Source organism: Marinomonas alcarazii, assembly GCF_003208215.1.
Taxonomy (GTDB): Bacteria; Pseudomonadota; Gammaproteobacteria; order Pseudomonadales; family Marinomonadaceae; genus Marinomonas; species Marinomonas alcarazii.
The window spans coordinates 530,444-544,702 of record NZ_QKLW01000002.1 but is presented as its reverse complement, the minus strand read 5'-3'; the positions used below and the strand labels follow the sequence as shown (position 1 = coordinate 544,702).

Here is a 14,259-nt window from a genome sequence, read left to right as displayed (position 1 = left end):
AGGAATTTCAATGATGACGCCTGTCGTTTATGGAAGAGTCCATAATTCACTAGGGAATATACTTATTTTTGACAGAAAACCGCAGTGGTTGGTGCCACTGCGGTTATGTTTTGGGAGAAGCGTTAGAAGTTCAGTTCGATTCTTGGTTTGCTGCTTCGAGAAAGGTCTATTGCAGGTGAGCATAAATAGACGCGAGAAGAGGCGATGCCTTCGTTAACCAAATAGTCTTTCAAGTTCTCCGCGCGTTTTTGCGCTAGATTAATTGCCTCATCTCTTGTGTCTTGATCGATAGACACAGGTGGCTTCTCAAGACCTAAATCCAGGAAGCTTGTAATAGCGCATGCTTTTAGCTGGCTGTCTTTTTTGTCTTTCATGAGCGCCACCAGTTGTTCTAGGAAGGTGTCCTGAGTGTCACTTAACGCTTCGTCTTCCGCTTCGAATATTAACGGCTCGACACGAATTTTAAGTAGCTGATCACCTGCAAACTGCGCGATGCTAATGACATTGGCGTAAGGAATGAAGGTTTGCATCAAGTAAGTGCTAGAAGCAGTATAAAGCGCCTTCTTAACCGGCAAGAACAAGAAATCAGTCCAGCCAAATTCTGGGTTTTCTATGTCACCAGAAAGCGGGATATTCAAATCAATGTTGTTGTCGCTGTCTTTTAATACGCTAACGGCAATGTTTAAAGGGACAGCACCCGCTTTGATTACGGAGTTGCTTTCTTGGCGACCACCTAAATCAAACTCCCTTAAGACGATGTTTGAACTGCCATTTAATACGCCATCTTTAGCATTAAGTTTAAGATCTAAATCCAACTGCCCAGAATCAATTTGATAACCCAAGATATTGGCAATGTAAGAAGAGAAAGGCGGTAATTCTGCCTCGCGCACCACAACGTCACTGTTTAGCGTGAGTTTGTCGGCGAGAGGCCAAACGGTCGCATCAGCTTGTAATGTAGTGTACTTACCATTGCGCGCTTTAAAAGCAAACGTTGTGGCTTGATCTTTGTTTGTGGTGTCTAGGTTGCGTAGCGATAAGGTTTCTATGTCCAATGCGCGTTTCAGCATGGGAGAAATGCTTTTGTCTTGGAAGTAAAAGCGAGATTTTCCTGTCGTATCGTAGGCGCCGAGAATGACGTAATAAGGCGGTTTAAAGCCTGTGTCTTGTTCGCTCTCAAGTGCGTTTTTGGCGTCTTCAGGTCTTGGAACTTGTGTTTTTTGAGTATTTTTCGTCGGCGCTGTTTGCGGTTCCGCTTCTGTAAACACCAGGTTTTCAATTTGCTGTTGGGCATCCAGCATTAAATTAATATCAAGCGCATCTGCGGTGATATTCTTAATGTCTGCGCCATCTTGATTGGCTTTTAGTTGTTCTACTTTAAGGCTATTTAGATGACCAAGCGCGGGTAGCGCAGCTTTGTCATTTTGTGCGCTGATCAGCTCAGAGAAAGTGAAATCCATAACGTTTAATTGCGCTAAGGATGCATCAAAGTCACTGTCTTGTTGGGTAAAAGAAAGGTTGCTGATACCCGCGTTTTTCCACGAAGCAATGCGTTTGTTATTGGTTAACTTGCTGTCTAGAGAATCACTGCTGAAATTAAGGTTAATACCTTCTATACGTGGCGATGCTTGGCCTGCTTGATCGACATTAAGTTGATCTGCTGTCAGCGTTGCCGCACCAAGTGAGATGTGCTTTTCATCGCTTTGAGTGGCATTTAACCCTTTAATATCGATCGACAGTTGAGAGTTCTTTGCTATCAAGCTGTCGCTGTCTTTTTGTAATGCAAGTGTATTCGTTAGGTTGAACGTGTCGTAGTTAGCGGTATTTCCTGATTGTTGTACAGTAAGTCCATTGCTTTGGATGTCGGCAATTAAAGAAGCTGTAATGGCTTCCGATGAATCCATCGAAACATTCACTTCGTTTAAAGCCACGCGTAACTGTTTGTTTTGTACAGCAAGGCTGTCTAACGACAAAGCAAGTTCATTTAAATCTAGCGCGGTAGAGGCGACATTAGCTGTTAATCCGTTTTCTTCATTCTGTTTGATATCCAAAGGGGCTTGCAGTGTTAGGCCTTCAAACTCTATTTGTTGCTGCGCTTGGGCAATAAGCGATTTGCCTAGCTGTAAATCTAGGTCACCCGTTGCTGTTAAGCCTAGCTCATTTTGTGTCACATCAAATGGTGTGCTTAGTTTTACGCTATTAAGTTTTGCGTTAAGGTCTGCTTGCGCAAAAGCTGGCATGTCCAGTTGCATATCTAGCTTACCTTTTGCGGTTAAGTCCGCATTATTTCGCGAAACATCAAAAGGCACGTTTAGAGCTAGCTTCTCAAATTGTGTTTGCAGCTCTCCTTGGTTAAAGGATGACTGGGTGGATTGCAGATCCAGTGTCCCTTTAAGGTTTAGCTGTTCAGCAGAAACAAAATGAACGTTAGTGTCTGACAGTGCGAGTGTTGTTGACTTTGTAATGGCCTTGTCTTGCTTATTTAATGGCAGATCTAGGTTGTCGATTTGAGCGTTTAATGACAAGTCTTTAATATCAAAAACAGGCGCGTTATTAACGAGTTGTTGAGAAAATTGCAGGTTACCTTCTAGCTCTAACAGCCCTTTACCTTCATTGTAAGGGGCAGGCATAAAGTGACGAAAGCTTTCTAAGTTAAGGCGCGTATTTTGAATAGAAAGATCCGCGCTGGCTTGCTCTGGTGAGTAATCAAATTGGCTGTCTAAAGACAAGGTGGTGTCATTCAGTAAGGCCGATAGCGCGATGTCACCTTCCCATGTCAGTGCCTGACCGGATAAATCTTCGATGGATAACTGGGAAATGGTCAGCGTGTCGGTTTGCGCTGGAGCATTCAAGTCCGGTTGGCGAGACAGTTTGACTTGGCTGTCTGTGAAGGTGAAAGCCGGAAGTTTTATTGACCAAGGTGTACTGGTGTCTTCTTCGACTTGTGCTGTGGTATCTGGCTCCGGCCTTTGTTGATCTTCCGGTGTGGCGAATTGCGACGTATTAATGCCGGCCACGATCCAGTCTTTTTCTTGTTGCGCAACGAGCAGATTAAGGCCGTCGATCTTAGCTTGGGATATATGAACTGTTTTCGTGAAGAGTGGCCATATTTCAACCTCAACGATGGCACGTTTTAACGTGAGCGTGTCTTGGGTCTTATCGTTAATGACAATGTTTTTTAAATCTATTTTAGGCGGAAAAAAATCAACAGAGAGTTTGCCGACAGTGAGATCTTCATTTTGTTCTTGGAAGTAGTTTTTTAGGAAATGCTCCGCAATAAATGGCGTAACAAGCCAAGTGAGGGTGATTAAGCCAGTTAACCCCGCAAATGGATAAAAGACAAAATGTCGAAAATGTCGGCGTGTCATAGAATAAAGTGCCTTTAAAAAATAAGTAATAAGAGAATAGTTTAAGCGTCTTCGTCTTTTTCTTTTGTCATGTTTGTACTTTCAGTTCGTAAAGGTAAGCGTAATAAATACGTTGTCACACACATGCCAATAAAGACAAGTCCAATCGTGGCCCAAATACGCGAAACAATAAAGATCGATATGGCCATTCCTGCCCACATAAAAATGATGGCTCGATTTCTGGCTTTTTTGGGGATGCCGTCAGAAGATTGCCAGTCGTTGATTATCGGTCCAAAAAATTTATGCTCAATGAGCCAGATGTGGAATCGTTCGGAGGATTTTGAAAAGCACCAAGCCGCCAATAGCACTAGGGGCGTAGTGGGAAGTAAAGGGAGAAAAATACCAATAATGCCAGTGATGAGAGAAAACCATCCTAACATTAAATATAAAATTCGCTTTCCTTGCATAAGCATGCCCACGTAATGGTAAAAGAAAACGGGCATGAATCAGTCAGCCCGTTTTTATTATGGCGTTATTTTCCGGAATGGAAAATAGCTTCCATACTATCTTCTGCTTCGTTCTGAACCAGTGGCCAACCGCCAAGACGTTTTAGACGATTTACCATTTCACAGAAGAGTTCTGCGGTTTTTTCTGTATCGTATTTAGCAGAATGCGCTTCTGCGTTACTAAACGGAATAGACGCCGCTTCACACGCTTTTGCTAAAACCGTTTGCCCAAACACCAAGCCTGCTAAACTGGCGGTGTCAAAGCTAGAAAACGGATGGAATGGATTGCGTTTTATATCCACTCGCTCGATGGCCGCGTTTAAAAATCCGTGGTCAAAGGCGGCATTATGACCAACCAAAATGGCACGTTTACAGCCAACAGATTTAAGCTCTTTTCGCACCTTGCTAAACATTTGGCCAAGCGCTTCGCTTTCTGGCATGTCTTGTCTATCTGGTGCAAAAGGGTCTATGCCTGTGAATTCTAGCGCTGCTTTTTCAAGGTTTGCGCCTTCAAACGGCTTAATCAAAAATTCTAGTGTTTCATGGATATATAAGTCGCCATTTTCATCCATTCTTAGGATACTGGCAGCCATTTCTAACAAAGCATCTGTTTTTTGATTAAAGCCTGCGGTCTCTACGTCGATAACAACAGGTAGGAAGCCGCGGAATCTATCTTTGATTTCATGGTTTGACAAAAGAAGGTCCTTAATTCTGCCGCTTGATCAACAGTAACGGTGTACAATAGGATCTGATCATAACACATTTGATAATGCTTGAACGAGATGTCTAAATGGGAATTCCCCAACAACTTCTAATTCGCACCACTTTTTTATTGCTAGCTTGTGCTCCCTTTGTACATGCCAATGCCATAACCCATTACCAATCCGGAATTACCGATTCCGAATGGTTGCTTTCGGGTGATATTTTTTCGTGCAGTTTAACGCACCCTGTTCCTAATTATGGGGAAGGCCATTTTATTAAAGAAGCGGGCGAGCCGATGAAGTTTATTCTTCAGCCGCGCAATGAAAAGCTGGGACCGGGTCAAGTGTATATCCTTTCACAAGCTCCAGACTGGGCTCCGGGGTCTAAACCAGAAACGTTGGATATTTTGCCTTATCCTGGATACGGGTTAACGGTTGAAGTGGGTGGCAAGGTAGCTGAGCGTATGCTTAGCAGTTTGGATCGAGGTCGGCACCCTGTGGTGGCTGGAACCGCATGGGAAAATAACCGTGAAACAGTGGAAGTGGGCCTGTCCAATATAAACTTTGCCCCTGCTTACAATGAATTTAGACGTTGTTTGGCAAGCTTGTTACCGGTGAATTACGATCAAATTGCCAGAACAGCGGCTCTGTTTCCAACCAATGGCGTTAACCTTACGGATCGTATCAAAGCGCGTTTGGATCTGGTGGCTTTGTACGTATCGTCTGATCCAAGTGTCGAGTACATTTATATTGATGGTCATACGGACATTATTGGTTCTCGTCGAGATAACCGTGAATTGTCAAAGGAAAGAGCAGAAAAAGTCACTGCGTATTTATTAGAGAAAGGCGTCCCTGCAGCTAAAATCATTTCTCGATATCATGGTGAACGCTATCCATCAGCAAGTAATAATACGAGCCAAGGCCGAGAGCGTAACCGTCGTGTGACTATTCGTTTGGAAAAAATTGACGCAAGTTGATTGATAAATTTTCAGAACGCCTCAAATTTATTAAAAGAGCCTCGTTTCGCGGAATTATCTGCGTGAAACGGGGCTTTTTACTTGCTAAGCAAGAATCGAAATCTTACACTTACAGCCCCTTTTTTAAATTATTTGCGCCGCCATGTACTGGTTTGAAAGCATTGGCGTGGGAGCGCGAGCTCGTTGAGGAGAATAGAGATAATGTCTGACGTGAAGAAGGTAGTGCTTGCCTATTCTGGCGGCCTAGACACTTCGGTAATCGTGAAGTGGCTTCAAGAAGAGTATAACTGTGAAGTGGTTACATTTACCGCTGATTTGGGTCAGGGTGAGGAAGTTGAACCAGCTCGCGCTAAAGCTCAAGCGTTGGGTATTAAGGAAATCTACATTGAAGATTTGCGCGAAGAGTTTGTTCGTGACTTCGTTTTCCCAATGTTCCGTGCTAACACTATTTACGAAGGCGAATACCTATTGGGTACGTCTATTGCGCGTCCTTTGATCGCTAAGCGATTGATTGAGATTGCCAACGAAACAGGCGCTGATGCCATTTCTCACGGCGCAACTGGTAAAGGTAACGACCAAGTACGTTTCGAACTTGGCGCATACGCATTGAAACCAGGTGTTAAAGTTATTGCTCCTTGGCGTGAATGGGACCTAACGTCTCGTGAAACCTTGATGGCATACTGTGAGAAGCACAACATCCCAGTGGATTTTTCTACTAAGAAGAAAAAATCTCCTTACTCTATGGACGCTAACCTACTGCACATCTCTTTTGAGGGAGATCAGTTGGAAGATCCATGGACAGAGCCAGAAGATGATATGTGGCGTTGGTCTGTATCTCCTGAAGATGCGCCAAATGAAGCAACCTACATTGAAATTGGTTACGAAAAAGGTGACCCAGTTTCTATCAACGGTGAAGCAATGTCACCTGCAACTATCTTGGAAACATTGAACAAGATTGGTGGCGCGAACGGCATTGGCCGTGTCGACATCGTTGAAAACCGTTTTGTTGGTATGAAAGCTCGTGGTTGTTACGAAACACCTGGTGGCACTATTATGATGCGAGCTCACCGTGCGATCGAGTCTATTACTCTTGACCGTGAAGCTATGCATTTGAAAGATGAAATGATGCCGCGTTACGCTAAATTGATTTACAACGGTTTCTGGTGGTCTGAAGAGCGTCGCATGATGCAAGCAATGATCGATACATCTCAGAAATACGTTAACGGTACGGTTCGTCTTAAATTGTACAAAGGCAACGTAACGGTTGTTGGTCGTAAATCGGATAACAGCTTGTTCGATAGCTCTATCGCTACTTTTGAAGACGATGCAGGTGCTTACGATCAGAAAGATGCAGCTGGCTTTATTAAGCTGAATGCACTTCGTATGCGTATCGCTGCTCAAAAAGGCCGTGGCTTTCTAGATAACAACAAGTAATTACGTGTTGTTATAGAAAAATAAGCTTTTAAAAAACGCTCCGTTCTTGCAGAATTGGAGCGTTTTTTATTTTTGTACGCTTGGTCAATGTTTATTAAGAATGTGTATTGAAAAGCATGTTCGCAATGAAGGAATGGAATAATGGCAATTTATAACGTGGGCTCGATTAACCTCGACCATCTTTATCGACTTGATCACTTTGTTCGACCTGGCGAGACAATGGCTTCTGATAGTTATCAGTGTTTATTGGGTGGTAAAGGCGCGAATCAATCTGTGGCTTTAGCGAAGGCTGGTGCGGATGTAAAACATGTCGGTGCAATTCATCACAGCGAGCAAGCGGTTATTGATCAGCTTGAGTCTCTTGGTGTCGACACTGGGTTAATTAAGCGCGTAGATGTGCCAACGGGTCATGCGATTATTCAATTAACTAAAGAAGCAGAAAATTCAATTATTTTGTACCAAGGTGCGAACCACGCGCTAACAGAAGAGCAAATCGATAACGTGCTTTCTAAGGCGAGTGAAGGGGATTGGGTTTTGTTGCAAAATGAAACCAACTTGATCGAATACACTATGCGTAAAGCGCAAGAAAACAAGGTTAAGGTTGCCTTTAATCCTGCGCCTATGGACGCAGAACTTACTAAGAAAGTACTTGGTTTTGTTGATTTGTTAATTGTTAACGAAGTTGAAGCCATGGATTTGATTGGTACATCAGACATAGATAGCACGATTGAGGCGTTTCCAAAAGCTTATCCTGAGCTTGCTGTGCTCATGACGCTTGGTAAAGCGGGTGTCTGCTATTTTGATGGGGAAGAGCACCTATCTGTAAAAGCATTTTCCGTTGACGCGGTGGATACCACCGCGGCGGGAGATACCTTTATTGGCTTTTGCTTGTCCTCTTTAATGAAGGGGGAGGACATGAAACAGGCGATTACTCGTGCTTGTGCAGCATCTGCAATTTGCGTGACGCGTTTAGGCGCTGCGCCTTCGATCCCAACACAGGATGAAGTGACGACCTTTCTTGCCAAGAACAGTTAGCCAAAATACATAGCCAACAACGAATAGCTAAAAGAGGAATTGAAACATGGCTCGTAAAATTATTATTGATACGGATCCAGGTATAGATGATGCAATGGCGATTTTTTTCGCCTTTCAAGCGCCACAGCTTGAAGTATTGGGGTTAACGACAACGTTCGGTAATGTGTCGGTAGAGTTGGCAACGCAAAATGCCATCACTTTGACTGAGATTGCGAAAGTGAATGTGCCTGTTGCCAAAGGCGTTGCCGTACCAAGCAAGATAGCACCTCGTCCACATCCAGATTTTGTTCACGGTGCAGATGGCTTCGGTAATATTGATTGGCCAGCACCAAAAGGTAAAGCCATCGATAAAAGTGCTGCGCAATTTATTGTTGATACTGTCCGTGAGTTTCCAGGTGAAGTGACTATTATCGCGCTTGGTCCATTGGGTAACTTGGCAAAAGCGCTTGAGATTGATCCAGAAGTGGCCAACTTGGTTGATGAAGTGGTTCTAATGGGCGGTACAGCAATTGAATACGGTAACGTATCGCCAGTAGCTGAAGCCAACATTATGAACGACCCTCATGCTGCTGATTTGGTTTTCACCGCGCCTTGGCAAGTGACCATGATTGGTTTAGACGTGACTCATCAGGTGTTATTGGATAACACTGTTTTAGAACGCATCAAAAAAGCCAACCCAACAGAAGGTGGCTTCTTGTACGATTGTGCGCAGCATTACATTAATTTCTACAGCAGCCGTTTCGATATGGATGGTTGTTACTTCCATGATGCATCAACTATCGCTTATGTAATGGACCCAAGTATTTTTGGTGTAGAGCTAGGTGCTGTGCGTGTAGCCTGTGAAGGCATTGGTATCGGTCAAACGATTTTTGCGCCACAAGGTATGAGCTTCCCTGAACCTCATTGGAACGATGTGCCAATGACGCAGGTTTGTATGGAAGTCGACAGTGAAAAATTGTTGGCCTTGTTTGAGACAACCTTGTCTTAACAAGCTAGAGTCAAATGCTATTTTTAGTGTTTTGTGTTAAGCGTCACTTAACTGAATAAATATAGGAAGTTATATGGAAAGTGAATCAATGAATGCCCTTAGGATGTTGCTTAAGAGTGATAGTTATCAACGGGCCTCTTCTCTTCCTATTAGTTCAGAAGAGCTTTTAAGGTCACAGCAAGCAGAAAAAACTTGGTCAAAACAAAATAGATTAGCGGGGCTTAGAAAGTCTCTATATATTCTGTTATTAGGTATCTTAGTTATTAACCTTATAAATATTGTTTTTGCTCCTAAAGAGCTTTATGGAAGCGTTCCAAATTATCTGTATTACACTTTAGTAGCAATCAGCTACTTGCTAAATTTAGCTTTGTGTTGGTATGTTCTTCTGAAAAGTTTTAAGACTTTTCAGAAAAGTAGATTGTCATTGTTAGAGCAGTATTTTAAAAAAAATAACTTGGTTTTTTATGAAAAAATTAAACTTATTAATGTTGATGCATTAGTTAATTTAGAAAAACATATAGAGGCATCTGAAAAAGCCGACGTCGATTCATTGTTTGAATTTTCTCGAGCTTTATTAGAAGGTAATTATATTAAGACTAATTATAAAATAGCTATAGCTCTGGCCTCAATAGCGGCTGATCTAGGACATAGCCGCAGTGCTTACATTGTCGCTCAAGCTTTTAATGGTGATTTAGATGTGAATTTTGAAAGCAAAGAGGAGTATTACAATTATCTTTCATTTAAAAAAGATAAAGATAGTTATATATTTTGGTTGGAAAAGGCTAAAGAGTTGGGTTCTTATAAGGCTAAAATAGAATTGGATAAGATGAATATTCTTAGTCAAAGTGGTGGTCTTTCAACCACAGATATAGTGAAGTTCGCTATAGAAAAAAATTGAAAAGTTAAGATTATAGTGCCTTAATGAACTAGAATAGCAATACACACTCAAAGGCATGGAGCATAACGTCCATGCCTTTTTTATTTATAAAGAGAAATATATGAAATTATTAGTCAGAAACCTTGCCCGTAATACAACAGAAGAAGAGCTAAGAAGCTTGTTTGCTGTTCATGGGGCTTTGCAGTCTTGCACTATTGTAATGGACAAGGAAACGGGTGAGTCAAAAGGTTTTGCCTTTGTTGAGATGCCAAAAGTTGGCGAAGCCAAAGTGGCGATCAAAACGCTAAACGGTATGGACGTTGATGGTTCTAAAATTCGCGTGAAGAAAGCGGAAGACGCAGCGAAGAAATCAGCAGGCGACTCTGAATAACGCAAGATATATAAAGAGTAGATCGGCCGCTGTCCTAGCTTGTCTTTGTTATAAGCTAGGAGTGAGCGTCAGCAAATTCTTTGATAAATTCCCGATCTTTGTTTGAAATCGTATGATAAGACAGTTTTATGTAGTGCTTATTATGCTCGTTAAAGACATCTAGTTGTGGGTCGCACAATATTTTTAGTGTGGCTGTCTTCCCTTCATGAATTGCCTTCAGCTCTAGCTTTACTAATTTTGACCCTTGCAAACCTTCTGGGGCTTCCACTTCTATCATTTGTGTTGAAATGTGTGTGCAATGGATTGGCATTACTTTGCCATTTGTTAAATACAGTGTGCCTGTCCAAAAACAACGGACATAAGGCGAATGTGAAATAGACATTGGTGTATCCTTTACTGAGTGAAGATCCAAGGTCGTATGACTCTTCTAGGGTAGCCATTATAGTGCAAGATAACAGGGAAGTGATAGCTAGATAAAAATGATATGAATCAAGATGTTGCCTATATCAGACGGACAACATCTTGATTAAAGAAGCATGACTAAGGTAGGTTTTTTTAGCTTTGTTGCTGAATGGTTTCGCCCAATGCGTTGATTAGGCTATCTATTTCAGCTTGTTCGGTTGTAAAAGGTGGCGCTAGTTGAATGGTGTCGGCACCATAGCGTACATAGTAACCTTTTTCCCACATGGCCATGGCGATTTGGAACGGACGCTTAGCGGGTTCTCCATCAATAGGTGCAATGGTGATGCCTGCGGCAAAACCGTAGTTGCGAATGTCGGTAATGATTGAGCTGGCGTCTTTTAGCTGATGCACGCTGTTTTCCCAGGCTGAACTCATACTGTTTACTCGTTCAATCAATCCTTGTTGCTTGATTTCATTAAGGGAAGCCAAACCTGCTGCACAGGCAATAGGGTGAGCGGAATAGGTGTAGCCATGGGGAATTTCCAACATATAATCTGGACCACCGTTATCCATGAAGGTGTCGTAGATCTCCTGCTTGAAAGCCACAGCGCCCATTGGGATAACACCATTGGTTACTTGCTTTGCCATGGTAATCACATCAGGCGTCACCCCAAAAGCTTCTGCACCGGTTTTTGCGCCCATGCGACCAAAAGCGGTAATTACTTCATCAAAGATAAGCAAAATATTGTGCTGATCACAGATTTCACGCAAACGCTGCAAGTAGCCTTTTGGTGGAACGATAACGCCAGCGGAGCCAGACATAGGCTCAACAATAACTGCCGCAATGTTAGACGCATCGTGCATCATGATTAGGTTAAGCAAATCTTCAGCGCGTTCTTTGCCTTGTTCGGCCATGCCTTTAGAAAATTCGCTGCCCGGAACTTGGGTGTGAGGTAAGTGATAAGATTCTAAACCTTGACCATATAGCGTACGGTTCGCAGGAATACCACCGACGCTGAAACCTGAAATCCCTGCGCCATGATAGCCTTTAGCTCGGCCGATAAACTTGGTCTTAGTACCCATGCCTTTTTTACGCCAATAAGCGCGCGCAACTTTTAATGCGGTATCGACCGATTCAGAACCAGAGCCGGTAAAAAAAACACGGTTTAGTCCCTTGGGCATAAATTCAGTAATCTGCTCAGCCAGTAAGAAAGATTTTTCGTGACCAAATTGAAACGCAGGGGAGTAATCGAGAGTCTTAACTTGCTGTGCCACCGCCTCATTAATTGCAGGATTGCTATGTCCCAAGCCACAAGTCCATAAGCCAGACAAACCGTCAAAAATCTTTCTGCCATCACTGTCGGTGTAATAGTTGCCCGCAGCAGAAGTGATAATACGAGGATCTTTTTTGAATTGACGATTGCCTGTGTAGGCCATCCAATGGGCATCAAGTTGAGCTTGGGTTAAACGGTGACTCATGGCATTTTCCCTCTAAAAAATAAAATCTTAATAGGGTAAGAATGCCGAGCTGAAAAGGTTTAATAAATTCGATGTTATTTAAACTTAGGCTAGCCTTTAGTTAACTAAATCAGCTTGATCAGATTAGTTTGAAGTTTTGTCTTTGTACTCACACAAATCTTCGATAATGCAGGCATCACACTTGGGCTTGCGCGCCACGCAGATATAACGACCGTGAAGTATCATCCAATGGTGTGCATCCAAAAGAAACTCTTTCGGGACAAACTTTAGCAGTTTCATTTCAACTTCTAAGACGTTTTTACCTGGTGCAACTTTAGTGCGGTTGCTAAAACGAAAGATGTGTGTGTCGACAGCCATAGCGACTTGGCGAAAGGCAGTGTTCAAAACAACATTAGCGGTTTTACGGCCTACGCCAGGAAGAGCTTCAAGTTCTTCTCTTGTTTCTGGAACAACGCTGTTGTGTTTCTCGATAAGGATTTGGCAAGTCTTGATGGCGTTTTCGGCTTTGGCGTTAAATAAGCCAATGGTTTTGATGTACTCTTTGAGACCATCAACACCGAGTGCAAGCATGGTTTCTGGCGTGTTGGCAACAGGGAAAAGCTTTCGCGTGGCTTTGTTGACACTCACATCCGTGGCTTGTGCTGAAAATAGCACCGCAATCAAAAGCTCAAAAGGCGAGCTGTATTCCAACTCTGTTACGGGATTTGGGTTTTCAGCTCGTAAGCGAGAAAAAATCTCGTAGCGTTTTTCTTTGTTCAAAATAAATTGCCTTTGTTCATTTTTTAACCCCCTCCCAGCCTCCCCCTTGGCAGGGGGAGGGGCTTAGAGCTTTTTTATTCCTTCCCCTTATCTTCAAGGGGAAGGCTAGGATGGGGTTGTTAATTTTTTGACCCCCTCCCAACCTCCCCCTTGGCAGGGGGAGGAGCTTAGAGCTTTTTTATTCCTTCCCCTTATCTTCAAGGGGAAGGCTAGGATGGGGTTGTTAATTTTTTGACCCCCTCCCAACCTCCCCCTTGGCAGGGGGAAGAGCTTAGAGCTTTTTTATTCCTTCCCCTTATCTTCAAGGGGAAGGCTAGGATGGGGTTGTTAATTTTTTGACCCCCTCCCAACCTCCCCCTTGGCAGGGGGAGGAGCTTAGAGCTTTTTTATTCCTTCCCCTTATCTTCAAGGGGAAGGCTAGGATGGGGTTGTTAATTTTTTGACCCCCTCCCAACCTCCCCCTTGGCAGGGGGAGGAGCTTAGAGCTTTTTATTCCTTCCCCTTATCTTCAAGGGGAAGGCTAGGATGGGGTTGTTAATTTTTTGACCCCCTCCCAACCTCCCCCTTAGCAGGGGGAGGAGCTTATAGATAATAGGGTTAACTTACTTGCCCGGTCACACGAACACGCTTTGATGCGCTTGGGCCGTCTTTGGCTTTTTGTGCTGCGATGCGTTTTTTCTCACGTTCGTCTAGGTAGTTTTTACCGGCAATCAACAAACCTAAGCCAATAAAAGCACCCGGTGGTAAGACTGCGAATAAGACATTTGGATAGTCGTTAAAAACAACGATTTTCCAATGGGTTGCCATATCACCGAACAATAACTGCATATCGGAAAACAGTGTGCCTTGCCCGATGAGCTCGCGCATTGCGCCCAAGGTAACAAGGATAAACATGAAGCCCAAGCCCATCATAAAGCCATCCAATGCAGAAGGCAGAACAGGGTTGCGGCTGGCAAAGGCGTCAGCACGACCAAGAATCGCACAGTTAGTCACGATGAGCGGGATGAATATACCCAAAATTTGATACAGCTCGTAAGTGTAGGCCTGCATGATTAATTCGATACAGGTTGTGAACGAAGCGATGATCATCACAAAGGCTGGTAGGCGAACTGCATCCGCCACGTAATTACGAATGATAGACACCGCAATGTTGGAGCCGACTAATACCACCAAAGTCGCTAAGCCAAGACCTAAGGCGTTAACGACGGTACTGGTTACCGCCAACATAGGACACAAGCCAAGTAATTGAACTAAGGCAGGGTTGTTTTTCCAAATGCCGTTGTAAATGATTTCAGCGTAATTGGCGCTTGGCTTGCTCTCTTCTTGAGTAGCGTCGCTTGCGGCTGTTTCTGCGCTCATTTTCATT

At 43.3% G+C, this 14,259-nt stretch carries 13 protein-coding genes; 6 read left to right on the top strand and 7 right to left on the bottom strand.

All coding sequences use genetic code 11. The annotated features are described in order from the left end of the window. Positions 1-122: 122 nt before the first annotated feature. From DFP75_RS07410 to rnt, 3 genes are all read right to left on the bottom strand, one after another. Positions 123-3,365: a DUF748 domain-containing protein gene (locus tag DFP75_RS07410; RefSeq protein WP_110573814.1), complete on the bottom strand. Its 3,243-nt coding sequence runs from the start codon at positions 3,363-3,365 to the stop codon at positions 123-125. A gap of 41 nt (positions 3,366-3,406) precedes the next feature. Beyond that, complete coding sequence (locus DFP75_RS07405; RefSeq protein WP_110574455.1) at positions 3,407-3,811, bottom strand: YbaN family protein; 405 nt, start codon at positions 3,809-3,811, stop codon at positions 3,407-3,409. Positions 3,812-3,876: 65 nt separating this feature from the next. Next, complete coding sequence (gene rnt / locus DFP75_RS07400; protein ID WP_110573812.1) at positions 3,877-4,545, bottom strand: ribonuclease T; 669 nt, start codon at positions 4,543-4,545, stop codon at positions 3,877-3,879. Positions 4,546-4,640: 95 nt separating this feature from the next. Between rnt and DFP75_RS07395 the strand changes: the two genes are divergently transcribed. From DFP75_RS07395 to DFP75_RS07365, 6 genes are all read left to right on the top strand, one after another. After that, entirely contained in the window at positions 4,641-5,528 is an 888-nt protein-coding gene (locus DFP75_RS07395; RefSeq protein ID WP_110573810.1) for a flagellar protein MotY, read from the top strand. 201 nt (positions 5,529-5,729) lie between these two features. Continuing rightward, a complete protein-coding gene (locus tag DFP75_RS07385) occupies positions 5,730-6,962 on the top strand; it encodes an argininosuccinate synthase (protein WP_110573806.1) in 1,233 nt (410 codons plus the stop codon). 141 nt (positions 6,963-7,103) lie between these two features. Continuing rightward, complete coding sequence (locus tag DFP75_RS07380; protein ID WP_110573804.1) at positions 7,104-7,997, top strand: ribokinase; 894 nt, start codon at positions 7,104-7,106, stop codon at positions 7,995-7,997. Positions 7,998-8,043: 46 nt separating this feature from the next. Continuing rightward, on the top strand, positions 8,044-8,985 hold the full coding sequence (locus DFP75_RS07375; RefSeq protein WP_110573801.1) for a nucleoside hydrolase: 942 nt from the start codon (positions 8,044-8,046) through the stop codon (positions 8,983-8,985). Positions 8,986-9,058: 73 nt separating this feature from the next. Continuing rightward, on the top strand, positions 9,059-9,883 hold the full coding sequence (locus tag DFP75_RS07370) for a hypothetical protein (RefSeq protein ID WP_110573799.1): 825 nt from the start codon (positions 9,059-9,061) through the stop codon (positions 9,881-9,883). A 100-nt stretch (positions 9,884-9,983) separates the two neighbouring features. Continuing rightward, a complete protein-coding gene (locus DFP75_RS07365; RefSeq protein WP_110573797.1) occupies positions 9,984-10,253 on the top strand; it encodes an RNA recognition motif domain-containing protein in 270 nt (89 codons plus the stop codon). Between the two features lie 55 nt (positions 10,254-10,308). On the opposite strand, the gene DFP75_RS07360 is transcribed toward DFP75_RS07365, so the two are convergent. The 4 genes from DFP75_RS07360 to DFP75_RS07345 form a co-directional block, all read right to left on the bottom strand. Then, positions 10,309-10,635, bottom strand: a complete 327-nt coding sequence (locus tag DFP75_RS07360) for a hypothetical protein (protein ID WP_110573795.1) — start codon at positions 10,633-10,635, stop codon at positions 10,309-10,311. A 173-nt stretch (positions 10,636-10,808) separates the two neighbouring features. Then, the gene (gene aptA / locus DFP75_RS07355) at positions 10,809-12,134 is read right to left on the bottom strand and encodes an omega-aminotransferase AptA (protein WP_110573793.1); all 1,326 of its coding nucleotides are present in this window, start codon (positions 12,132-12,134) and stop codon (positions 10,809-10,811) included. A 123-nt stretch (positions 12,135-12,257) separates the two neighbouring features. Beyond that, the gene (gene nth, locus DFP75_RS07350) at positions 12,258-12,893 is read right to left on the bottom strand and encodes an endonuclease III (RefSeq protein WP_110573791.1); all 636 of its coding nucleotides are present in this window, start codon (positions 12,891-12,893) and stop codon (positions 12,258-12,260) included. 597 nt (positions 12,894-13,490) lie between these two features. Then, positions 13,491-14,252: an electron transport complex subunit E gene (locus DFP75_RS07345; RefSeq protein WP_245927011.1), complete on the bottom strand. Its 762-nt coding sequence runs from the start codon at positions 14,250-14,252 to the stop codon at positions 13,491-13,493. Between the last annotated feature and the right edge of the window lie 7 nt (positions 14,253-14,259).